This is a genomic window from Methylovirgula sp. 4M-Z18 (genome assembly GCF_037890675.1).
In the GTDB taxonomy this organism is placed as follows: Bacteria; Pseudomonadota; Alphaproteobacteria; order Rhizobiales; family Beijerinckiaceae; genus 4M-Z18.
On the sequence record NZ_CP149574.1, the window covers coordinates 1,457,014 to 1,476,729 of the forward strand.

Genomic DNA, 19,716 nt, shown 5'->3' on the forward strand with positions numbered 1-19,716 from the left:
CTGGGGTTTTATCCGGTTGCTTTACATTCTTATTTTCTATGCCATTGTCAGCGGCGGATCTATTTCTTCGAAAATTGGGGTGTATTCCTTTAAGGGGGAAGCTATGGCTAAATCGACGACTAGTGCTTCAGAAAAGGATCTTTGGAGCGATACTTATCTCCTGGTGCGGGCCAAGAATGGTACAGTCTACGCGATCTCCAAAGAGCATCTCGAAATGAATTATCGTAGAAAGGATCTGGAGAAGGGCAAGCATAAAGCCGCTGTTGATGCGGTGTTTGCGTTTGCTGAAGACCAGAAGAACCAAGCAGAGGCGGCTTTTGTCGAGACCGTCACAAAAGGCAACCAGTTACCACCTCCAGCGCCCTAATAAACCTTGTACTAAAGAGCGTCGGGAGATTCGGTGTCTACTCGGCGCCCGTGGGGCCGGTCGGTGCTAGGCACGAAGTTGGGGAATTTTGGCAGTAACGAATGACGTTTCCGTTGCGCCGTGTCTTCAACAGCATTTTCGCGCCGGGGGAAAGGCTTTCGCTCAAGGCGCACCGGAGCGCCACGCACCGTGTTCTTGACCCGGAAACATCCTACCAAAACATCCGGCCCTTTTTGCGTTTGATGGGGGTGACGCGCGTCGCCGATGTCACCAATCTCGATTATCTCGGCATTCCCACGATCGCGGTCATCCGGCCCAATTCCGTCAGCCTCGACGTTCAGCAGGGGAAGGGCATATCCCTCCTACATGCCAAGGTCTCCGGGCTGATGGAGGCGATGGAATATCATTGCTTCGAACGCGCGCGCCCGGATTGCCGCGGTTATGTCCCGAGGGATCTTGCCGGCCACCGCACTGTGATGCCCCGACGCTTGCTGCTCAAATCGCGCGCCTATGTCACGCCGCTCGACTGGCGGCGCGGCATCGACATGGTCTCGGGCGGGGAGGTTCTTGTCCCTGAAGAAATCGTGAGTTGCGACTACACGCGGCCGCATCGGTCTGGCTACGGATATTTCCTGCCGAGTTCCAACGGCGTGGCGACGGGAAACACGTTTGACGAGGCCGCGCTGCATGCCTTGTGCGAATTGATCGAGCGCGATGCCCACTTCCTTTGGCGCCGATCGCCGTCCGCCCACCGCGCGGCAACGCGGATCGATCCGAGCGCGAGCGACGATCCGCACGTTCATCTCTATCTCGACAAATACGCCAGATCCGGCATGCGCGTCGAGGTTTGGGAAATCACCTCCGACATCGGCGTGCCGGCGTTTCTGTGCGCGATCGACGATGAGGACTGTTCGCCGCCGTATCTCGGACGGTTTTTTGGCAGCGGCTGCCACCCGTCGGTTGCCGTCGCACTGTGCCGGGCCTTGAGCGAAGCGGCGCAGACGCGGCTCACGATCATTTCGGGCGCCAGGGACGACATCACGCCATCCGATTACGCCACCTTCGGCTGGAGCGGCAATATTGGCAGTTTGCTCGCGCGCCCGCCCATGCGGGCGGCCGACGGGACGCGCCCCATTCAGAGCAAGTCCTTCGACACGTTGTCCATCGGCGAAGACTTACACCTCGTCATGGCGCGCCTGGTGAAAGCCGGCATCAAAACCTTGATTGCCTTTGATCTGACCGATCCCGATATCGGCATTCCGTGTGTGCGCATGGTCGCGCCCGATCTCGAAGGGCCCCATGATTGGCCCGGCTATCGCCCGGGGCGACGAGCAAGCAAATGGATGCGCCAATGGCAATGATCGTCTTTGCCGGGCCAAGCCTTGGCGCTGCGCCCGAGACCGACGGGCGCATCGTGTTTCGGCCGCCGGCGGCCTGCGGCGATCTTTTGCGCGCCTGTGGCGAGCGGCCGGAGGCCATCGGTCTCATCGACGGCTATTTCGAGACGCGGCCTTCCGTCTGGCACAAGGAAATCCTGTGGGCGTTGCGGCAGGGCGTTGCGGTCTATGGCGCGGCGAGCATGGGGGCGCTGCGCGCGGCCGAATGTGCCGCCTTCGGTATGATTGGGCTCGGCCAAGTGTTCGCGCTCTACCGCGACGGCGTCATCGATCGCGACGATGAAGTTGCGGTGCAGCATGGCCCGCCGGAAACGAATTATGTGCTTTTGTCCGAGGCGCTGGTGAACATCCGAGCCACGCTGGCGCGGGCGGTGGCGGCTGGCGTGCTGGAGCAGGGTGGGGCTGATGGCTTGCTCGCTTGCGCGGCAGACCTCTTTTACAAGGAGCGCACCTGGGAAGCCGCCTGTGCCGCCTGGCAGGCGCAAGGAGCGGAACCTGTCCGAGCCGCGGCATTCCTGCAATGGCTGCCACAGCATAAGGTCGATGTGAAACGTGCCGATGCGCTGCAACTCGTCGCTGCTCTGTTGGCACACAAGGGGGTGGACAGACCCCCGGCGCCGGCCTTCGACTTCGCCCATACGCAATTTTGGGAAATCCTGCGGCGGCGGGTCGGCGCATCCGATTCCGCATGACGGGCCGCCCAGGAGGCGATGGCATTTGGACGTATTGACGAATCCAGCACACAACCGGAAGTCCAAGTGGACGAGATCGGGAAATCGGAGGTCACTTTCGATTCCGCTCTGTTTTCACTCTCGTTCCGCATGAGAAATCACTCTTTTTGCGGCGCCGCCACCCGAACCCGTGCTGGATTTTCACACGCGGTTGCCCGGGAGCGCAGCGGCGTGAAATTTGACAAATCTGGAAAAAGAACATATAGTGAACATTAATTTTACCAAGGAATTACAAATGCATGAGTTAACGGACGGGCGCGCGCGAGATGCCCGTCAGGCGGAGGCGACACATGCCGGGGTGGAGACCTTCGAGGGCAGGATCGATCGCGCGAGGGAGCAAAAACCTCTCCTCGACTTCAATGTCAAAACCATCGAATATCGGCTGACGGCGGGACCTGCATGAGAACGATGGGGAGGCATATGAAAATTTCTTGAGAACAAACTAATAGGGCGAATAGATATTATTATTCAATATATTACATGGAGGGTTGGGCAGAAATAGAGTGTTTCTGCGTGGTTTAGGGCAGTCGGCAGTCTGTCTTTAGCCCATAGAATTCTCAAGGATCACCTCGTTTCAACCTCCCTTCGACGGCCTGGCGCCGACGACCAACTTTGGGCCGCGTCATTTTCAAATGCGATTGTCCTGAAGGCTATCGGGGGAGCGGTTTCATTCCACACCTGCGCTCGAAATATTGAACCTCTCGCGTTTCCAAATTAATTTTCACGCGAACGGGCACTGTGCATGAGGTTTTTGCGATAAAGGTGCTGGATAAAAGCGTTCTTTCAACTGTGCATCGGTCGACTATGTGATATATTTCACATTAGGGGATGTGGGAGTGGCGTTACATTCGACCCGCATCAAGAGTCGTCGCGTGTGCATATTTGCCGATCCGCACATGTCTCTTTCGATTGTCCTGGCGGCATGCAAACAATGTGCCCCGGCGGCGGAAGAGAATGGGGCCGCAGGATATGCGCACAAAACCCGTTTGCGCGAACGAATCGAACTGTCGGCGATTTGGATATGTGTGCTAGCGTGTGGTGCAGCGGTTAAAATGGCTGAGACATTCGGTCCGCGGGCGAGGGGACAGGCCGCCGCGGGACGAGGCAGTGGAGGATGACGTGAATCATGTGTTCGCATCCCGTTAGCCGAGGTCGCAAAGATCGATGAAGAACTCTGCAATCCCCATGGATATCTCAGAGTCTGGCGTCGTCATCCTCGAGGAGCGTGCGCTGATCGGGGATATTCTGGTTCACGCCCTGAAGGAGGCCATCCCGAACCTTGCGACCCATGCGGCCCGCGATTTTGATGCGGTGCATCAACTCAATCCGAAAGTACTGATCGTCAGCCTGATGAGCCGCACGATGGACATCGCCCAGTTCGAGCGGATGGTCGGCGACGCATGCGTGCAGGCCAAGAGCATACCGCTGATCTTTCTCACCGATACGGCCGATGATGCGATGACGGACATTATCGTCCGTCACCGGCCGCGCGGCTGGATCGTGGCATCGCTCGGCTTTCCGATCATGGTGGCGGCCGTGCAACTCGTGCTGATGGGCGGTACATTCCTGCATACGGTCAACCCTTCGAAGCTGGCTAAGGCTCCGTCCGCCGCGCCGGCGGCCGCGCCCCGCCTTGAGCGCCGGCCCTCGTCGCCGTTGCTGATCGACCTTACCCAGCGCGAGCGTGATGTGCTCACGCAGCTCAAGCTCGGCAAACCGAACAAGGTGATCGCGCACGAATTGAATATTTCACAGAGCACGATCAAGGTTCACTTGCGCAATATGATGCGCAAACTGAATGTCTACAACCGCACGCAGGTCGTTCTCGCCTCGTATGGTGAGGAAGAGGTACGGGATGCAGACGCTTTGGAACCGGAAATTTGAGTTAAGAACCGCGGATTCTCGGGCGCGAACGCGTTGCGAATCCCTCCGAATACCCGTAATTATTGTGTGCAATATGTGCACGCATAACGTTCCGGAACGTTGTGACTACCCAGATAATGGTATATAAAATGTGGCAAGGAGGGGAAGAAAAGAGCCTTTTCTCCTTTGTCTGTTTCCCGCCATTGTTTGGACTCTCAGGAGTCTTGTTTTGAACGTTTGTCCGCAATGGAGGCGATGATGAGCGGCCACTATCCGACACAACGCTTGGAGAGCGCGCCCGCATCGGGTGACGAGACCTCCGGCGCAGGTGGTGCTGGCCATCGCATGCAGTTGAAGCGCGAGGTGCTCGCGCGGCATCCGCTGTTCGCGTTTCTGACCGATGTGGAATTGGCCCGACTCGCTCACTATGCGCGCCTGCAATTCTTTCCGGCCAATACGCTGATTTTCTCCAAGGGCGACAAGGGTGCGAGCCTGCTCGCCGTGGTGAGCGGCCGGGTGAAGATCTGCAGCCAGTCGCCCGACGGCAAGGAAGTCATGCTGAATGTGATTCAGCCGGGCGAGTTGTTCGGTGAAATATCGCTGCTTGACGGCCGGCCACGCACGGCCGACGCCGTGACCATGCAGGAGAGCGAGATCCTCATCCTTGAGCGGCGCGACTTCGTGCCCTTCGTGCGGCAGAACCCGGATGTTGCCCTGTCGCTGATGGAGGTTCTGTGCGGCCGTATCCGCCGGACCAGCGAACAGGCCGAAAACGTACTTTTGCGCGACATGCGCGTGAATCTGGCGCAGGTGATCATTCGCCTCGCGATGCCCAAGCGCAACAGCCACGTTTCGGTGGTCGACGTCACGCAAAAAGAGCTCGGCCAGATGACCGGCCTGTCGCGCGAATCGACCAATAAGCAAATCCAGGAGTGGGTCCGCCGCGGCTGGGTGGAGACCTACAAGGGCGGTCTGTACGTGCACAACATGGCGGCGCTGCAGCAATATGCCGAGAATTCGTGAGTTTTGAGCCTATAACCGGGCACGCAAAAAAAACTTCATTAGACCCTGGACACGAGATGACAGCTTTGCTACATCGCTCCCGCACGCGCCGGCTGACGGCGCGTTCTTTTTCGGCGGGTGATTAGCTCAGTTGGTAGAGCAGCTGACTCTTAATCAGCGGGTCGTAGGTTCGAGCCCTACATCACCCACCATTTAAATCAAAGACTTACGCAGATATCTTAGATATTGAATTAAGTGATTTGTTCGCCGTGGCGACATTTCGCAACTTTGATTGAGTGCCGGTGTCCGGCGCCACAGCTCACCATTGCCTCTTTCTTTTCAGCCTTATCGCTTGGCCCCGTTGGGGGCTCGGAGGGCTTGTGGACCCCAGCCCCCTTGGGGCAAGCTAAGGCTCCTTGGAATGGCCGCCTTCCAGCCATCTCTGTTCGGCCCTCTGGACGGGGATGTTCCGGCGGTTGCGACCCTTTCAAACTGCAACGATTCGCAGAAGGAAGCCGCCCATGTCCGAATCCTCAGAGCCAGAGCATGTCTACAACGTGCTGTTCCTATGCATGGGAAATTCAGCCCGCTCGATCATGGCTGAAAGCATCCTGAACAAAGACGGAGCCGGCAGGTTCAAGGCGCACTCCGCCGGTAGCAATCCAAATAGGAAGGTCAATCCCATCGCGCTCAAGACGCTTGAGCATGCGGGCTATCCGGTTGAGGGTTTTCGCTCCAAGAGCTGGGATGAATTTGCAACGCCGGCTGCGCCGAAGATGGATTTCGTTTTCACCGTTTGCGACGATGCAGCCGAAGAGAGTTGCCCCGTTTGGCCCGGCCAGCCCGTATCAGCGCACTGGGGTATTGAAGACCCGGCCCGCGTCGACGGCACGGATATCGAAAAGGAGGCGGCCTTCGTCACTACATTGCGATATCTCAGAAACCGCATTTCGGCATTCATCGCCCTTCCGATCGCTGCTCTGGACAAATCTGTGTTGGGCCCGAGGTTGCAGGAAATAGGCCTGAGCGAGGGCACTACTTCGGGCCGAGACAGCCCAAGCTAATCGTCGCAATATGAGCGCTGCGATCTAACGGGCAGACCCGGATTCGCTTGGGCTCGATCGAATGACAAGCCATCCGAACAGCAGCATGTCCGCGAAAACAATGAGTGAGCCGATGGCGGCAATTGGGTCGCCGCCCTCCCGCCCCGAATGGACCATGGCGACGCCAATCGTGAGAATGACCGTCGCCACGATCCAGATCCAGACCTGGACGCATGCCCAACGATCGCGATCCGTTGCCGGGTGCAAATGGTAGTAGATGCCGAAAAGGAAGAGCGACACCCAACCGAGCAGATTGAGGTGCGCATGGGCGGGGAAGGTGGAATGATCACCACTTATACCCATTTGGATGCCCCACAGCATCCCCCCAAGAACCATGAGAATGGCGGCCCTGAAACTAAGAACTGAAGCTTGCATCGTATCCCCCATGCGATCGCAAGACGGTGTGCTTCGAGTTTCGTCTTTGTGTGTTTGATTGACGAAGCTGCCTGCGGGACTTCGCGAGCATATCTCGTAACGAGGTCCCTCCGTCTCGGCTCTTGACGCCCTCGCAAAGGTCCGTCGGCGGTGCCCGAGGATCCAAACGAGCTATGAAAATCCGTCATGAGTCGTGTCGGAACGCCCATCCGGTATTCCATTAGAGCGTGTGTTCCACTACATGACAATATGGCCGAAGGTGGAGGGCAGTGGCCCGGCTTTGACGCCCTTCTCATAAATCCGGCTGAACGCGCTGCCTGTGGCAAACCATATAATTGTCACGCTCAGGCATTTAGAGCGAGTTAAGCTAAGAGGGCTATGCACAGCGACTCAAAATGGAAGGTTAAGGTCAAATGCGCGTGCCTGATTATCCCGCCGCCGATGCTCAAGAGTGGTCGGCTGTCGATGGCTACTTCGCCGACATGTTGGCGCCGTCGGACGCTGATCTGAACGCCGCACTTGCTGCAAATGCCGATGCCGGCCTTCCCGTCCAGGATGTGACGGCGACGCAAGGCAAGATGCTTGCCTTGTTCATCAAGATGGCGAAGGCATCGCGCGTGCTGGAAATCGGAACGCTCGGCGGATACAGCACCATATGGATGGCGCGCGCCTTACCGGCCGACGGGCGGATCGTGACGATCGAGGCGAAGGAGCAGCACGCGAAGATTGCCCACGCCAATATCGCCCGCGCCGGCCTTGCGGATCGCGTTGACATTCGTGTCGGCGCGGCCCTCGATGTCTTGCCTTCTCTCGAAGGCCCGTTCGACTTGATTTTCATCGACGCCGACAAGCCGAACAACCCATATTACTTGCAGTGGGCGCTGCGCTTGGCCAAACCCGGAACCGTCATTGTCCTGGACAATGTCGTGCGCGGCGGCGCGGTGATCGACGCGGCGAGCGAGGACGCCACCATAAGGGGCGTTCGCGAATGTCTCCGCATGATGGCCGAAGAGCCTCGGCTCAGCTCGACCGCCATTCAAACCGTTGGCGAGAAGGGATGGGACGGCTTTGCGCTCGCCATTGTCGAGGCGAAATGAAGCGAGCGCTGCGGTGTCTCGAAGGCTTCGGGAATTTTACCAATGGCTGTAGCGGCCGTAAAAACATGAAATTGAGATAAAATGACCCTTCACATCGATACCCCGCTTCTCGACTCGCGCCCGTTAGGTCTTATGACCGGCCGAGGCATTTGGCTCAAGATGGACGCGCTGCAGCCGGCCGGCTCTTTCAAGATACGGGGTATCGGCTTGGCTTGCGAACATCACGCCCGCAATGGCAAGCGACGTTTCGTGTCGTCTTCCGGTGGCAATGCCGGCGTCGCCGTGGCCTATGCAGGCCGGCGTCTCGCCATTCCGGTCTCGGTTTATGTGCCGGAAACGGCATCCGAGCGCGCGAAAGCGTTGATTCGTCAGGAAGGCGCCGAACTCTTCGTTCACGGGGCCTCGTGGCAGGAGACGAACGAGCGTGCGCTCGCTTCCGTTGGCGATGATGCGGTGCTCATTCACCCCTTCGACGATCCGGCACTCTGGAACGGGCATGCGACGATGATCGATGAGGTCGTCAGGGCAGGGGCCGCCTTCGACGCCGTTGCGCTTTCGGTCGGAGGCGGCGGCCTTCTTTGCGGCGTTGCCGAAGGGCTCGCGCGGAACGGCCTTACAGACGTGCCAATTCTTGCGGTGGAGACCCAAGGCGCGGCCTCGCTCGCCGCAGCGATCGAAGCCGGCAAGCTGATCGAATTGCCGGCGATCACGAGCCTTGCAACGACGCTTGGGGCAAAGAAAGTCTGTGCCCGCGCCTTCGAACTCACTCAAACCCACAGGATAGAAAGCATTGTCGTCAGCGACCGAGCCGCCGTCGACGCATGCATGCGATTCCTTGACGATCATCGTGTGCTGGTGGAACCGGCTTGTGGCGCGACACTGGCACTCGCCTATTCGCACGCGGACCTTTTGGCATCTTATGAACGCGTTCTGTTCATTGTCTGTGGCGGCGTTACCGCATCTCTCACACAGCTCCAAAGCTGGAAAGAAATTGCTTCCAAAGAATTGGTGGCGTGATGACCAAGACTATTTCTCTGACACCAATCGGCTATGTGCGATCAAGCCGCACGGACCCTATCGATGATAATTGGGACAGTGTCGAAAGCTGGATCGAACTCGATCCGGCGCTTTTCCAAGCCGATGCGTGCCAGGGGCTGGACGCGTTTTCCCACATCGAAGTTGTCTATTACTTCCATCGTGTCGAGGATCCCGAAATTGTCCAAGGCGCACGCCACCCGCGTGGAAGATCGGACTGGCCGAAGGTCGGCATATTCGCCCAACGGGCCAAGGGTCGGCCTAATCGGCTTGGGGTAACTGCCGCAAAGCTCGTTGGGGTGGAGGGTCTATCCATTGTCGTGCACGGTCTGGATGCAATCGATGGGACACCTGTTCTTGACATCAAACCATGCATGCGAAGCTTTCTGCCGCGCGGCGAGGTGATCGAGCCGACATGGGCAACGGAATTGATGCAAAATTACTGGTAGGGCCGGTCGCGGTTCCGGGCATGCGCTCAGGGGCAGCCTCGCCTTGGACCGGCAGGTGCTTTTCACGGCCCTCCGCGCACCAGTTGCCAGAACTCCTCTTGCGAATTCGTGCGGGGAAATGGAACGCCCGGTACAGGCTTGTCGAGGAAGCGGCAGAGCGGAGCCCAACCCTCGCGCACGTCGAACACCAGCAGCCGGTCCGGTGCGATGGCGCTCCGAACGTCGTCGATGCGTTGGCGATAGGCGCGTAGCGCCCCGTCATGATCGGAGAGCGGACATCCGAAGGTCTGCTTCATGATGAATTCAAAGACGACATCGCCCATGGCCTTGATGTGGGGCGGCAGACGGTCGCGCTCCGGTGCGGTTGCGAGCGCTGCGATGGTCGAAGAAAAACTCTTCCACCACGCCTCTTCCGGCCGCACGGTCAGGACAACTTTGGCTTTCGGATAAGCCGCCGCGAGGTCGCGCCAGGGATGCGCGCCGGGCCAATCCACCTGGGCGCGATATCCCGAAAACACATCGTCCCATACGACCGGCTCGCCAGCGGCGAGCGCCTGCCAATAAGGCACCTGATGGGGATTTTTGAAGACCTCGTCCATATGATGGCAGGGGCCGAGACCGAGAATTTCAAGCGCCGCCTTGAGCGACATCGTTCCTGTCCGGCCAAAGCCGGGCCCAATCACCTCGAGCATGCAACCCTCCCCTCGATGCGGTGTTTCCCGCTGCCTCATTTTGAGAAGAGCATCTGCCTGACGGCGCGCCTTGTGCAGTTGGACATTGGGATAGTGCTGTGCGCTCTTGCCGTCGGGACGAGGCGGAGGTCGGGTGCAGGCCGAGAAAAACCCGCGACCAAAGAGGCCGCGGGATAAGGTGGGTCTAAGGATGCCTTAGGAGAGATGTGCCGATAAGCCTAGAGCATCGAGAATAGGATGGACCCGGGCAGCTGAGGTGGTCAATTCGCCCGTAGGATGTATGCTCATCGCCCTGTCGAATGGGCGAAAGGCGACAGGCATTTGGGCGGGCTGCGGAAGCCTAGGTGTTCAGTCCCGGCATTAGATGGATTGGGGCGGCTCGCCGCATCTTCCCGACATCATACTGTCACCTTGCTTTGGGATGCATCGCCCATTGTGGTCCATGGGAAATGGTGTGCGCGAAATGACACATATGAACGAACAGCCCAGCCTCGAACTCAGCCGCCGGAAGCTCCTGGCCGCTGCGGGAATCACGGGAGCGGCGTTGCTCTCGGCTTCGCCATCGCAAGCGGAAGAGGCAAAGGAGGCAAAGCCGTCCGACCTCATGTCCAAGCCTCTGGATCCTGTGGCGACGCCCATGGTTGCCGGACTGCACCTGCAATTCGGCGCGGATGCGTCTTCCGAAATGGTCGTGTCCTGGCACACGCAGCAAGCCGTCAAGAATGCGCGTGTTTTGGTGGGCCAACTCGACGGCCGGTTGGAGCGGATCGTTGAGGCGACGGAGGCCACTTACGTGGACGGAAAATCGCAGAAGAGCGTCTCCGCCTATCACGCGAAAATCGGCGATTTGAAGCCGGATGCCTCTTATCTCTATGCCGCTCTGCATGATGGTGCCGAGCCCGAATTCGGCAGCTTCCGCACTGCACCCCGCGGCCGCGCGCCGCTCAGCTTTACAAGCTTTGGCGATCAGGGCACACCGGGTCTCACCAAGGAAGTGCCGGCGCAGCATGCTCCCCCGGACAAGCTCAAGCGGACCTTCGTGAACGACAATCTGGGCTCGCCCGCCGCCGGCGACACGACCATGGGCGTCGAGCGTCAGCGGCCCTTGTTCCATCTGTTCAATGGCGATCTGGTCTACGCCAATCTCGCCGAGGACCGTGTTCGGAACTGGTGGGATTTTTGGCACAACAACAGCCGCAGCGCGCGCAACCGTCCGTGGATGCCGTGCCCGGGCAACCATGAGAACGAGCGCGGCAACGGGCCGATCGGCTATTCGGCGTACCAGACGTATTTTTCGCTGCCGCCTGTCGAGGGCCAGAATGAGACGACGCGCGGCCTCTGGTATGCCTTCACGGCCGGCTCCGTGCGGGTGATCAGCCTCCACAATGACGATGTCTGCTATCAGGACGGCGGCGATTCCTATGTGCGCGGCTATTCGAAGGGCGCGCAAAAAGCGTGGTTGGAAAAGGAACTCGCCGCGGCGCAGGCGAACCGCGATATCGACTGGATCATCGTGTGCATGCACCAGGTCGTCATTTCGACGGTCGATTATTTCAACGGGGCCGATTTGGGCGTGCGCCAAGAATGGGCGCCGTTGTTCGACAAATATGGCGTCGACTTGGTCGTGTGCGGGCATGAGCATCATTACGAGCGCTCGCACCCCATTCGCGGACAGCAGCAGAACGCGACTCTTACGCCCATCCCCGTCTCGACCGATAAGGACGTGATCGATACGAGCAAGGGCACCGTGCACATGCTGATCGGCGGCGGCGGAACGTCGGTTCCTTCGCACGACCTGTTCTTCGATCCGCCGGCTGCTCGCGTCGTGACCGGGGTTGGCGAGCGCAATCCCGATACGGGCAAGCTCAGATCGATCTTCGTGAAGGAAGATGCGCCATGGTCGGCGGTGCGCAACGCCGCGCATGCCTATGGCTTCGCGAACTTCGTTCTCGATCCCGGCTCACAACCTAGCGGCGACACGTCGATCAAGGTCACTTATTACGACGTCATCGGTTCGGACGGGCAGATTTCGCCATTTGAAACCTTCACCCTGCGTAAGTCCCGCCGGGATTGATCGAGACAATCCCTTCTCCCTGCGCGGCACGCTCAGCGCAGAAACACGTATCGCGCAAGGTAGGGGGCACGCCCCTCTTCGCCGACGCTCGTGCAAGCGCGAGCGGGTGCGACGCCGCCGACGGTAGCGAGGCGCTGGATGTACTGAACGTCCGAAAGCACGCCCTTCGCGCCGACGCTTTTGGCGGCGAGCAACAGTTGCGGGATGCTATTCGGCGTGCCGCTGGGCGCTTGCCGAAGCACGCTTCCCGCGATCTGACTCCCGTCGTTCGCGCGCCACGACGGTCCCTCGAAATGGTGCGCGACGAGTGCGCCCGCATCGTCATACAGATTCGCATCCGGCGCTTTCAGCGCCCATTGCAACGTGCCGTCACTTTTCTGTCGACATTCGTATATTTGCACGCCGCTCGCTTCGAGCGACGCCACGACATGCGTGTCGGGAACGTCAAGCGCGCTGGCGGAAGAAGCATCCTGCGCGGTAGCCGGTAGCGCGAGCATACAACAAGCAATTGCTGCGACGCCTAGTGCGATGAGTCGTATCTTAAGCATATGTAGTGACCTCATCGAATAGTGCGTGGGAGCGCAAGAGCAAATACACAGTAATCTGGTCAGCCCGGATAATGACTGGATAGCTGCGCAGTTAGAGCACGCGGCGATTAAGCTGAATCGAAGAGGGATTCCCAAATCATGCTTCTTCTGATTCAACCTTGTGGCCGGAGGAGGTCAACAGGGATGGCAGGAGCTTATTCTCAGGATTTGCGTGATCGGGTGATCGACGCGGTTGTGGTTGGGGGCATGAGCCGCCGCGGTGCGGCGGAGCGATTTGGGGTCAGCGAGGCATCGGCCATCAAGTGGGTCGAGCGCTTTGAGCGAAGCGGCTCACGGACGGCGGCGAAAATGGGGGGCTACAAGCGCGTGAAGCTGGCGCCGCACCGGGCGTTTCTCGAAGGTTTGCGCGCCGAGAAATCCGACATCACGCTGCAGGCGCTTTGCGATCGACTGTTGGCCGAACGCGGTGTCGCCGCCGACACGTCGCTGATGAGCCGGTTTTTCCGCCGCCTCGGCGTCACGATCAAAAAAAGACGCTCGTCGCCCGCGAGCAAGACCGCCCGGACGTGAAGCGCCATCGGCTGCGCTGGCGCAGCCATCAGCAGCGCATCGATCCCGCGCGGCTCGTCTTCATCGACGAAACCTGGACCAAAACCAACATGACCCGCCGCTATGGCTGGGCACCGCGGGGCCAACGGCTCGTGGCAAAGGTGCCGCATGGGCACTGGAAGACGGCGACCTTTCTGGCCGCCTTGCGCAATGACCGCGTTGAGGCGCCATGCCTGTTCAACGGACCCATCAACGGCGAGCGTTTTCTCGCCTATGTCGAACAATTCCTGGTTCCGACCCTCAAACCCAACGATATCGTTGTGCTCGACAATCTGGGATCGCACAAAGGCAAGGCGGTGCGAGCGGCCGTGCGCGCCGCTGGGGCCCGCCTCGTCTTTCTGCCCAAATACTCCCCCGATCTCAACCCGATCGAGCAAGTCTTCGCAAAGCTGAAAACGCTCGTGCGAAAAGCCGCGCCCCGCTCGTTCGATGCCATCGCCAACGCTCTGGCAACAGCCTTGACCGCCTTCTCTTCGCAAGAATGCGCCAATTATCTCAGAAACTCAGGATACGCATCTACCTAAATGCAGAACGCTCTAGCATAACGCGCCGCCATCGCCGTGTGCCTTGGTTCCTCATCATGGAATGGCAGAAGCGGGTGCGTTAATGAAGACCGCCGGCCTCGGGCCGGCGGTTGCTTTCTTGCTACACTTTCAAAGGGAACCGTTCGACGAACCGTTCCCGCGACGCTTTTACTTGGCGTTGTTGATGGCGGTGGCGAGGCCAGATGCGCCGCCCTGATAGGACGAGATTTCCGTCGCCAGGGTCGTGTTCGTCAAGGCGAGCTTGGCGTCCACCGCCTGGATGACCGCGGCTGACAGCGGCTTGTTGGCCGCGCTGGCAAGAGTCGTACGGAGCTCGCTCAGCGTTGTCGTATTGGTCGTTGTCGGATTGGCGAGATAGGCCTGCAGCTCCTTGTTGTAGACAGTCGCGATCTTGCCGATGCGGGATTTGGACGATGCATGTGCCAGCGCCCGGGGCGAGGCATGGAGGAAGCCGTTCAGGCCGCCAAGGCTGCTAGCCGACAATCCCGATGTCGATCCCGACGACGAGCCCGACGTCTTGTCTGCATGGCTGCTGCTGGATTTGCTGTGGGAGCCGCCGCCGTCGCCACCGCCGTTACCACCCCCATTGCCGCCGCCGTTTCCGCTGCCATTGCCGGGATGGGCGAACGCGGGTGCAGCCATCAGGGTTGCCGCGAGGATCGCCACCAAGGTCACGGGCTTGCAGGTCTTTGCGATGGTTGTGAAAGGCATATCGTTCTCCCGAAAGATTATTGCTGGGTAGGTGACTCGTCGCCAAATGTGGCCAGAATGTGGGGTTTGCGCCGGAGCGGGCGGAGGGCCGAAAACAGCCAATTATTACAGCTTGTTAACCTTCCGCCGGAGAGACGAGGCAATGGGGCGATTTTGTGGTCGGTGTGGGCCGTTCGCGATTCCGGGGCGCGATTTGCACGGCGCAGGCCCTCGATTCAGATACTGACGAGCCACCATCGAAATTCGGGATCGACATGCGGGAGCCGGGCCGACCCGCCGCCCGCCGCCGCCCTGCGAGCTTGAACCCGCGCTTCGCTCACGCACGCACGCGCGCTCCAAGCCGCTTCAAAAATCCCGATCCGCCGGCCGCGAGATAAGTGAACCCGGCAATCGCCGTCGTCGCTTCCGGGCCGACTGCAGCGAGCAGCATCGGCGAGAGGGCGAGCGCTAGGAACATGCCGAGCCAGTCGCAGGTCATGCGCATGCGGAAGACGCTGGCGATTTCGTTTGGCGGAAAGGAGGTTTGCACCAGGGTGACGAAGGGAATTTGCGCGAGCGGTGCGCCCGTCGCGGCGAAGGCGGCTGCTGCCATCATGCCGGGGAGGCTGTTTGACAGGGCGAGGAGGCAAAAGCCCAATCCGCAGATCAGGCGGCCGACCGACATGAAGAGAAACGGATTGCCGATCTTGAGTTCGGCGGTCACCAGCGTCGAGGCGACATTGCCGACGCCATAGGCGGCGACGATCAGACCGAAGTGTGAAAAGTCCGCCGGGTCGTTTTGTCGAAACCGCAGCGCAGTCGCGAGGATGAGCCCGAGATACCACGCCCCATTTTGCACGCCGAAAGCAAAGATATGCGCGGCGATGACCGGCTTTCGCCCCGCCGCCAGGAAGCCGCCGAAAACCCCTTGTCGCAGGCGCGGCCAAAAGCCTGCTGGCGCGCTTGTGCGGGGCTCGTGCGCATCCGCCACATTGCGCCTAAGCCACACAAGCGTCGCTGCCGACACGAGAAAGGTCAGCGCGTCGAGACTGAAGAAGTGCTGGATCGGCAGGATCGGGATCAGCAACGCGCCGAGGCCCGGCCCGAAGATTCGCGCGACGCGGCGCATCGCGTCGAACAGGCCATTGACCGCGCTCAATGTGTCTTTGTCGCGCGCCAGTTCGGGGAGGATCGTCTGCAGGGCCGGGTCGAAGAAGGGCTTGGCCGATGCGACGACGATCATCATCAGCGCGAGCAGCCAGAGGGGCAGGGGAGCCGACAGAAACGCGAGCCACAGGGCGGGCAACACGACGGCCAAAGCCCGCACCAGATCCGAGATGATCATGACGCCGCGCGGATGGCGTCGGTCGGCGAAGACGCCTGCATAGAGGCTCGCAATCAGCGTGCACGCCATCTGGATCGACACGAGATAGCCGGCGAGAAAACCGAGCGCGCTGGTAGCGACGAAGATCAGGGCGATCGTATAGAGCTCGTCGCCGATGGCGGAAAAGACCATCGCCGACCAAAGCAGGGCGACGGGTTTGTTGCGGAGTGCTTTGGCGATTTGCAATCTCGAACTCTGCCGCGTTGAGCCGCTGAATTTGCGAATACCGCGGCAAGAGGTGGCAGAGGCTACAGCTTATGCGTGCAGGGGCAAGCGGTGGGAGGCGATGTCATGGCAGGCATGCAGCCTGATGGAAGTCACGGTGCTGAGCAACGCTTAAGAATGCCCCGCCGCCGTCGCGTGTCCCCTATCTGACTGTGAAGTTCCGCTTCATAGCTCGTCAACATTATCGCGGGTAGTCGCTCGCCGGACGCCGCCTTATCTCTGCGGCGTAACCCCGGAGTTTTCGTGGAGCCTTGCAATGAACCATACGATTGATCGCGTGCGCGATCATTATCGCGCGACTGGACTGGTTGCGCGGCTGAAGAGCGCGCTCGCAGCGCTTGCGCCGGAGAACCAGACGCTCGTGCCGCAGCAATTGGCGGGCCTGGACCAGTTTCACACCCGCGGCCTTGCGGCGACGGTCGAACTCGCCAAGCTGGTTGGGCTCACCGCTGACACAACAGTTCTGGATGTCGGCTCGGGCGTCGGCGGGCCGGCGCGGTTTCTGGCCGCGACCTATGGCTGCAAGGTGACGGGTGTCGACCTCAGCGAACCGTTCGTGGAGGCAGCGCGTTACCTGACCGAGCGCACCGGCCAGAGCGGGCAAGTCTCCTTCGAGCTTGCCAGCGCGCTGGAGCTTCCCTTTGAGGCCGGCAGTTTCGACACCGTATTCTTGCAGCACGTGGCCATGAATATCCCCGATCGGGCGAGGCTCTATCGCGAGATCCGGCGGGTTCTGAAGCCGCGCGGCAAATTCGCGACCTTTGACGTTGTGTTGCGGCACGGCGAACCGGATTATCCGCTGCCGTGGGCGCGAACGCCGGCGACAAGTTTTCTGTTAAGCGCCGATCAGACGCGCGAAGAGATCGAAGCGGCGGGATTCCGCCCGCTGGTCTGGCAGGATGATACCGAGGCCGCGAAAAACTGGGCTGCCCAAGTGCGCGCATCGGGACCGCCGCCGTCGCCAAACCTTGGCGTGGTCATGGGACCGGACTTCGCGCAGTTCACCGCCAACCTTGGACAAAACATCGCGGAAGGCCGCCTCGGCATCCTCATGGCCGTGTTCGAGGCCGCTTCAATCAACAGCTGATCTATGGACTTAAGTCGAGGGCCTACTGATCCCCGCTTTTGCGGTACCAAGCTCGATCCTGTTGCATGTCCTGTCGCTGCGCCAGCTCAGCCGGCGCAAGGCCGCCTAGCTTGGTTTTTACGTCAGGCCCGTGAACTCGGATCAAAATGGAGGCCACCCTGTCGTCCTTAGGTTAAGCCGCGGATGACAGGGTGGCCTCCTTATCGATTGAGGCTAGCGATGAACGTGCTTACCCCACCACCGCGCTGACCTGGATTTCCACCAGCAGTTCCGGGGCGGCGAGGCGGGCTTCCACGGTGGCGCGCACGGGCATGTTGTTCTTGTCGATCCAGGCGTCCCACACTTTGTTGAACTCGGCGAAATGCGCGATGTCGCGCAGCCAAATGCCGGCGGTCAGCAGGTTCGACTTGGAGCTGCCAGCCTCTTGGAGCAGCGCATCGATCTGCGCGAGAATGTCGCGCGTCTGCGCCGCAACGTCGCTCCCATCCCCGGTGACGCCGGCGGTGGTCACGATATTGTTAACGACAACCGCCTCGCAGAAACGGACGCCAGGTTTGATACGCTTGATCATGAGAAACCTTTCTTGGTTTGGGGTGGCACTGATATTTCAAAACGTGCGATTCCTCGCGTCACAGAATCTTCTTGCCGAAGGCCGAGAGCAGGAAATTCACGCATTCGGCCGCAACCTGGGGCGGCAGGGCGGAGGTAATTTGCGACAGGCTCAGCGAGACCATGCCGCGTTTTGCAAAGACCGCCTCCATCACCTGATGTGTCTCCCGCACCGTAATGCCTCCGAGGCCCTTGATCCAGCCCGGCATGTCGGTGACGTCGGGAGAATAATGCACGTGATAGCCCGAGGTGCCGGAGGTGACGATGTTCAAGGCCTCGCGCATGATCTGGCGCAGGCCCACCGCATCGATCTCCACCATCGTATAGACTTTGATGCCGCGCGCTTTCAGCACTTCCGCCTCAGCTGAATCGGCGCGGCGCAGGCCGATCAGCACGATATTCTCCGGCGAGAGATATGGCGGCAGGCGGTCCATGATACGCCGCAATACCGCATGCTCGGCCGGCCATTCGTCTTCGCTGTGATCGGGCATCAGCGCGGCGAGCGGGTCGATCCACAGCAAGCCGAGGGCGTCGTGATGCGGCGCCGAGCGCTTCAGCGCGTCCCAGGCGATCCGACGATCGGGTCCGGCATCGAGCCGCGTGCGCGCGTCGTCTGCTTGCACCACGACGCCGAAGGTGCCGAGCCGTTCGCTCAGCCGATGCAGCGCGAAGACGAGATCGGCATCGCCGAGCGTATGAATGCTCACGCTGGGCGGCTCATCGTTGTGCGGCGCCTCGCGCATTGGCACTTTCTCCACGTATTCGGATGTCATCACAGCCAGCATTGCGCCGTAATTCATCTTGAACGACACGCTGTCGCCGACCTGCAGCGGCGGATCGGCCTCGTGCAAGTCGAGCACCAGATGATCGGACGAGGCGCCGAGCACGCGCACGCCCTTGTGCGTGGGAATGAGCCCATCCACCATCACATCCTCGCGGCCGATATTGGCGATACCGCGCAGCCGGTCGCCTTCGTCGACGAAGCGCGGCACATTGCCGAACGCGTCGAAGCCAGTCTTGCCGATGGGCAGCGACGGCTTCAATTTCACCTCCAGCAATTCGGCGGTGAGCTGGAAGACGTTTTGGTCGAGCGGCGGCCAGGGCGCATCGTGGAACGTCTCGGCGCCGCCCTGCAGAATGGCCTCGCCGACGCGTAAGTTGTTGATGCCAGGCGGCATGTCGCCCGAGACCAGAAGCGGCAGCGACGACGAGCCGCCGCCCGAGATGAAATCGAGATGCAGGCCGGTGCGCGCCTCCACCTTGTAGGCGTGTGCGACGAGTTGGTTCATGTTGTCGACGGTGGGCATGATGCCGCCGAAACACATAAGATTGACGCCGACGCCGACGATGCGCACGCCACTTAGATTCATTACGTCTTCGACGACGGGCAACAGATCGTTGGGCCAGATGCCCTCGCGCAGATCGCCGAGATCGACCATCAGAATGATGTCGTGCACGCGGCCGATACGCTCGGCGGTGCGCGAGATTTCGCGGATCACCGGCAGTTCCGATTGCAGGCTGACATCGACGATGCGGATGAGTTCTTCGATGCGCACCATGGGCGGCGAGCGGAGCAGCATGATCTTGCAATCGATGCCGCTGGCGCGCAGGCGGCGGATGTTCTCGAAGCGCGATTCCGCAAGGCCCGCGACACCGCCGCGCAACATTGCCCGCGCCACCGTCGGCATACCGCACGCGCCCTTGGTGACGCCGTAAACCTGAATGCCGCCCCGCGCGCAGCGGGTGACGACGGCGCGGGCATTGTGCTCGATCAGGGCAAGATTGATGGTGACGATGGGATCAGGCATGGGGGGCCTCGCGGAACGGACCGCGG

Annotated in this window: 20 protein-coding genes and 1 tRNA gene; 14 read left to right on the forward strand and 7 right to left on the reverse strand. The window is 60.4% G+C overall.

The window, feature by feature from the left end; genetic code table 11:
- Positions 1–103: 103 nt before the first annotated feature.
- The 8 genes from V9T28_RS06570 to V9T28_RS06605 all read left to right on the forward strand — a co-directional run bounded on the left by V9T28_RS06570 (position 104) and on the right by V9T28_RS06605 (position 6,424).
- On the forward strand, positions 104–367 hold the full coding sequence (locus tag V9T28_RS06570; RefSeq protein WP_147306523.1) for a hypothetical protein: 264 nt from the start codon (positions 104–106) through the stop codon (positions 365–367).
- 101 nt (positions 368–468) lie between these two features.
- Positions 469–1,728 (forward strand): YcaO-like family protein, encoded by a 1,260-nt coding sequence (locus tag V9T28_RS06575; protein ID WP_116402699.1) that lies wholly within the window; start codon positions 469–471, stop codon positions 1,726–1,728.
- Positions 1,719–2,456, forward strand: coding sequence for a TfuA-like protein (locus V9T28_RS06580; RefSeq protein ID WP_158554907.1), 738 nt, complete (start codon positions 1,719–1,721; stop codon positions 2,454–2,456). The genes V9T28_RS06575 and V9T28_RS06580 overlap by 10 nt, the downstream gene beginning before the upstream one ends.
- A gap of 217 nt (positions 2,457–2,673) precedes the next feature.
- The gene (locus V9T28_RS06585) at positions 2,674–2,898 is read left to right on the forward strand and encodes a hypothetical protein (protein ID WP_147306522.1); all 225 of its coding nucleotides are present in this window, start codon (positions 2,674–2,676) and stop codon (positions 2,896–2,898) included.
- 782 nt (positions 2,899–3,680) lie between these two features.
- Positions 3,681–4,379, forward strand: coding sequence for a helix-turn-helix transcriptional regulator (locus tag V9T28_RS06590; protein WP_158554906.1), 699 nt, complete (start codon positions 3,681–3,683; stop codon positions 4,377–4,379).
- Between the two features lie 237 nt (positions 4,380–4,616).
- On the forward strand, positions 4,617–5,381 hold the full coding sequence (locus V9T28_RS06595; RefSeq protein ID WP_158554905.1) for a Crp/Fnr family transcriptional regulator: 765 nt from the start codon (positions 4,617–4,619) through the stop codon (positions 5,379–5,381).
- Positions 5,382–5,496: 115 nt separating this feature from the next.
- Positions 5,497–5,572, forward strand: a tRNA-Lys gene (locus V9T28_RS06600).
- 309 nt (positions 5,573–5,881) lie between these two features.
- Complete coding sequence (locus V9T28_RS06605) at positions 5,882–6,424, forward strand: arsenate reductase ArsC (RefSeq protein ID WP_116402694.1); 543 nt, start codon at positions 5,882–5,884, stop codon at positions 6,422–6,424.
- A 24-nt stretch (positions 6,425–6,448) separates the two neighbouring features.
- On the opposite strand, the gene opgC is transcribed toward V9T28_RS06605, so the two are convergent.
- Positions 6,449–6,766, reverse strand: coding sequence for an OpgC domain-containing protein (gene opgC / locus V9T28_RS06610; protein WP_245424250.1), 318 nt, complete (start codon positions 6,764–6,766; stop codon positions 6,449–6,451).
- A 485-nt stretch (positions 6,767–7,251) separates the two neighbouring features.
- On the opposite strand from opgC, the gene V9T28_RS06615 reads away from it, so the two are divergent.
- From V9T28_RS06615 to V9T28_RS06625, 3 genes are all read left to right on the forward strand, one after another.
- On the forward strand, positions 7,252–7,935 hold the full coding sequence (locus V9T28_RS06615) for an O-methyltransferase (protein WP_116402693.1): 684 nt from the start codon (positions 7,252–7,254) through the stop codon (positions 7,933–7,935).
- Positions 7,936–8,016: 81 nt separating this feature from the next.
- Entirely contained in the window at positions 8,017–8,952 is a 936-nt protein-coding gene (locus tag V9T28_RS06620) for a pyridoxal-phosphate dependent enzyme (RefSeq protein ID WP_116402692.1), read from the forward strand.
- Positions 8,952–9,419, forward strand: a complete 468-nt coding sequence (locus tag V9T28_RS06625) for an SAM-dependent methyltransferase (RefSeq protein WP_116402691.1) — start codon at positions 8,952–8,954, stop codon at positions 9,417–9,419. The genes V9T28_RS06620 and V9T28_RS06625 overlap by 1 nt, the downstream gene beginning before the upstream one ends.
- A 62-nt stretch (positions 9,420–9,481) precedes the next feature.
- Here V9T28_RS06625 and V9T28_RS06630 read toward each other — a convergent pair whose 3' ends face one another.
- The gene (locus V9T28_RS06630) at positions 9,482–10,111 is read right to left on the reverse strand and encodes a sulfotransferase family protein (protein WP_116402690.1); all 630 of its coding nucleotides are present in this window, start codon (positions 10,109–10,111) and stop codon (positions 9,482–9,484) included.
- Between the two features lie 472 nt (positions 10,112–10,583).
- Between V9T28_RS06630 and V9T28_RS06635 the strand changes: the two genes are divergently transcribed.
- Positions 10,584–12,185, forward strand: a complete 1,602-nt coding sequence (locus tag V9T28_RS06635) for a purple acid phosphatase family protein (RefSeq protein ID WP_210210431.1) — start codon at positions 10,584–10,586, stop codon at positions 12,183–12,185.
- Between the two features lie 32 nt (positions 12,186–12,217).
- Here the strand turns inward: V9T28_RS06635 and V9T28_RS06640 are convergent, their stop codons facing one another.
- Positions 12,218–12,682: a DUF3455 domain-containing protein gene (locus V9T28_RS06640; RefSeq protein ID WP_199500289.1), complete on the reverse strand. Its 465-nt coding sequence runs from the start codon at positions 12,680–12,682 to the stop codon at positions 12,218–12,220.
- Positions 12,683–12,916: 234 nt separating this feature from the next.
- On the opposite strand from V9T28_RS06640, the gene V9T28_RS06645 reads away from it, so the two are divergent.
- Positions 12,917–13,866 (forward strand): IS630 family transposase gene (locus tag V9T28_RS06645; protein ID WP_116402296.1). Its coding sequence is split into 2 segments (ribosomal slippage): positions 12,917–13,258 and positions 13,261–13,866, totalling 948 coding nucleotides; the frame shifts between segments, so codons are not numbered across the junction.
- Positions 13,867–14,034: 168 nt separating this feature from the next.
- Here the strand turns inward: V9T28_RS06645 and V9T28_RS06650 are convergent.
- Together V9T28_RS06650 and V9T28_RS06655 are read right to left on the reverse strand one after the other, a co-directional pair.
- Positions 14,035–14,598, reverse strand: coding sequence for a hypothetical protein (locus V9T28_RS06650; protein WP_116398243.1), 564 nt, complete (start codon positions 14,596–14,598; stop codon positions 14,035–14,037).
- Positions 14,599–14,914: 316 nt separating this feature from the next.
- Positions 14,915–16,147 carry an MFS transporter gene (locus tag V9T28_RS06655; RefSeq protein ID WP_116398244.1) on the reverse strand — a complete coding sequence of 411 codons (1,233 nt, stop codon included), beginning with the start codon at positions 16,145–16,147 and terminating at the stop codon, positions 14,915–14,917.
- Positions 16,148–16,442: 295 nt separating this feature from the next.
- On the opposite strand from V9T28_RS06655, the gene V9T28_RS06660 reads away from it, so the two are divergent.
- Positions 16,443–17,273, forward strand: coding sequence for a class I SAM-dependent methyltransferase (locus V9T28_RS06660; protein ID WP_116398245.1), 831 nt, complete (start codon positions 16,443–16,445; stop codon positions 17,271–17,273).
- Positions 17,274–17,502: 229 nt separating this feature from the next.
- Here the strand turns inward: V9T28_RS06660 and V9T28_RS06665 are convergent, their stop codons facing one another.
- Entirely contained in the window at positions 17,503–17,844 is a 342-nt protein-coding gene (locus V9T28_RS06665) for a RidA family protein (protein WP_116398246.1), read from the reverse strand.
- Positions 17,845–17,902: 58 nt separating this feature from the next.
- Positions 17,903–19,690 carry an alanine racemase gene (locus V9T28_RS06670; protein WP_116399732.1) on the reverse strand — a complete coding sequence of 596 codons (1,788 nt, stop codon included), beginning with the start codon at positions 19,688–19,690 and terminating at the stop codon, positions 17,903–17,905.
- Between the last annotated feature and the right edge of the window lie 26 nt (positions 19,691–19,716).

Coding starts and splice junctions, on each gene's coding strand:
- V9T28_RS06670 (WP_116399732.1), bottom strand. CDS start 19,690: ATGCCTGATCCCATCGTCACCATCAATCTTGCCCTGATCGAGCACAAT.
- V9T28_RS06590 (WP_158554906.1), top strand. CDS start 3,681: ATGGATATCTCAGAGTCTGGCGTCGTCATCCTCGAGGAGCGTGCGCTG.
- opgC (WP_245424250.1), bottom strand. CDS start 6,766: ATGGGTATAAGTGGTGATCATTCCACCTTCCCCGCCCATGCGCACCTC.
- V9T28_RS06615 (WP_116402693.1), top strand. CDS start 7,252: ATGCGCGTGCCTGATTATCCCGCCGCCGATGCTCAAGAGTGGTCGGCT.
- V9T28_RS06635 (WP_210210431.1), top strand. CDS start 10,584: ATGAACGAACAGCCCAGCCTCGAACTCAGCCGCCGGAAGCTCCTGGCC.
- V9T28_RS06660 (WP_116398245.1), top strand. CDS start 16,443: ATGAACCATACGATTGATCGCGTGCGCGATCATTATCGCGCGACTGGA.
- V9T28_RS06620 (WP_116402692.1), top strand. CDS start 8,017: ATGACCCTTCACATCGATACCCCGCTTCTCGACTCGCGCCCGTTAGGT.
- V9T28_RS06650 (WP_116398243.1), bottom strand. CDS start 14,598: ATGCCTTTCACAACCATCGCAAAGACCTGCAAGCCCGTGACCTTGGTG.
- V9T28_RS06630 (WP_116402690.1), bottom strand. CDS start 10,111: ATGCTCGAGGTGATTGGGCCCGGCTTTGGCCGGACAGGAACGATGTCG.
- V9T28_RS06595 (WP_158554905.1), top strand. CDS start 4,617: ATGAGCGGCCACTATCCGACACAACGCTTGGAGAGCGCGCCCGCATCG.
- V9T28_RS06605 (WP_116402694.1), top strand. CDS start 5,882: ATGTCCGAATCCTCAGAGCCAGAGCATGTCTACAACGTGCTGTTCCTA.
- V9T28_RS06580 (WP_158554907.1), top strand. CDS start 1,719: ATGGCAATGATCGTCTTTGCCGGGCCAAGCCTTGGCGCTGCGCCCGAG.
- V9T28_RS06625 (WP_116402691.1), top strand. CDS start 8,952: ATGACCAAGACTATTTCTCTGACACCAATCGGCTATGTGCGATCAAGC.
- V9T28_RS06640 (WP_199500289.1), bottom strand. CDS start 12,682: ATGCTCGCGCTACCGGCTACCGCGCAGGATGCTTCTTCCGCCAGCGCG.
- V9T28_RS06575 (WP_116402699.1), top strand. CDS start 469: ATGACGTTTCCGTTGCGCCGTGTCTTCAACAGCATTTTCGCGCCGGGG.
- V9T28_RS06570 (WP_147306523.1), top strand. CDS start 104: ATGGCTAAATCGACGACTAGTGCTTCAGAAAAGGATCTTTGGAGCGAT.
- V9T28_RS06665 (WP_116398246.1), bottom strand. CDS start 17,844: ATGATCAAGCGTATCAAACCTGGCGTCCGTTTCTGCGAGGCGGTTGTC.